This window comes from Salinivibrio sp. MA427, from assembly GCF_001996115.1.
Classification (GTDB): Bacteria; Pseudomonadota; Gammaproteobacteria; order Enterobacterales; family Vibrionaceae; genus Salinivibrio; species Salinivibrio costicola.
In genome coordinates this window covers 1-1299 of the sequence record NZ_MUFH01000470.1, presented here as the reverse complement: position 1 = coordinate 1299, position 1299 = coordinate 1, and the positions used below count along the sequence as shown (strand labels likewise).

Sequence of the window (1299 nt, the reverse complement as noted above, 5' to 3'; positions counted from 1 at the left end):
TACTTAATTAGCCCATCAGGTTATAAAGCAATGCTGATATCGCAAGCATCCCTGTGATGAAGATAAAGTAAGTACCTACTTGCCCACGATACTGCGCCAGGGCTTTGACCTTGTAAGCGGCAACCGTTGGCATAATGAACAAGATCATCGCAATCACAGGCCCAGACAATGCACCCATCATGTCAAGGATACTGGGGTTGATCACGGAACAGCCCCAAATAGCAAAAAACATCACGATGACGCCCAGTTTGTCGGCGCTTTTGTAAGTGAGTTTACTGTGCTTCGTCACCAAGCCGTTCAAACTTTCACGCGCGCCAAGGAAGTGTCCCAAAAACGATGAAGTAATCGCAATGAAAGCAACCAAAGGCCCCAAGGTACCAATAAACGGGTTATGGGTGACATTAGCAAGATACGACAATACAGACACATTTTGTGCTTTTGCTTCTGCCATTTGTGCTGGGGTGAGTGTCAACACACACGAGAACACAAACAGCAACACAAAAGCCACCAGCATAATACCGGCACGTTTAAGAATTTGCTCTGACTTACCTTGAGCCTCGTCGCCGTAATGCCGGCGCTGAATGTTGGCAAAGCTAGAAATCGCCGCTGCATGGCTAAACGAGAAAATCACCACAGGCACCGCCAACCAAAGACTCATACCCAGCTCACCCATCGGCGGTAAACTGAGATTAGGCGTTTGCCACGATGGAACAAGATAAAAAGACAGAAACGCCAGAATGGCAACCAACGGATAAACCATCGCCGCGAACGCACGCAGCATCAGGCGTTCACCACCCAACATGATCGCAATCATACCAGCGACTAGTACACCCGACAGCAACACGCGATTTGGTGATACCCATCCCAGTTGGTTGACTAAAAAGCTATCAACCGTGTTGGTCAGCCCAACGCCGTATATCAATAAAATGGGGAAAATAGAGAGGAAATACAGCATCGAAATCATACATCCGACATTGGCGCCGAAATGTTCTGCGACGACATCGGTGAAATCGGCATCGTTGTGACGCGACGATAATACAAAGCGCGCTAGACCCCGGTGCGCCATATACGTCATCGGAAACGCTAGTACCGCCATAATAATCAGCGGCCAAAAGCCCCCCATTCCTAGGTTAATGGGTAGAAACAAAATTCCGGCACCGACCGCGGTTCCAAACAAGCTAAGCGCCCAATGGGTGTCATGCTGGGTCCAACGGTGCGATACACTTTTTGAGGAGATATCTATAGTCTGGTTCACGTCAAACTCTCTTAGTTATAATATTTTGTGCGGTTGCATAGTAC

At 48.3% G+C, this 1299-nt stretch carries 1 protein-coding gene; it reads right to left on the bottom strand.

The genetic code is table 11. The features are described 5' to 3' along the window. Positions 1-7 precede the first annotated feature (7 nt). Positions 8-1255, bottom strand: coding sequence for an aromatic amino acid transport family protein (locus tag BZG79_RS15660; RefSeq protein WP_077774871.1), 1248 nt, complete (start codon positions 1253-1255; stop codon positions 8-10). Between the last annotated feature and the right edge of the window lie 44 nt (positions 1256-1299).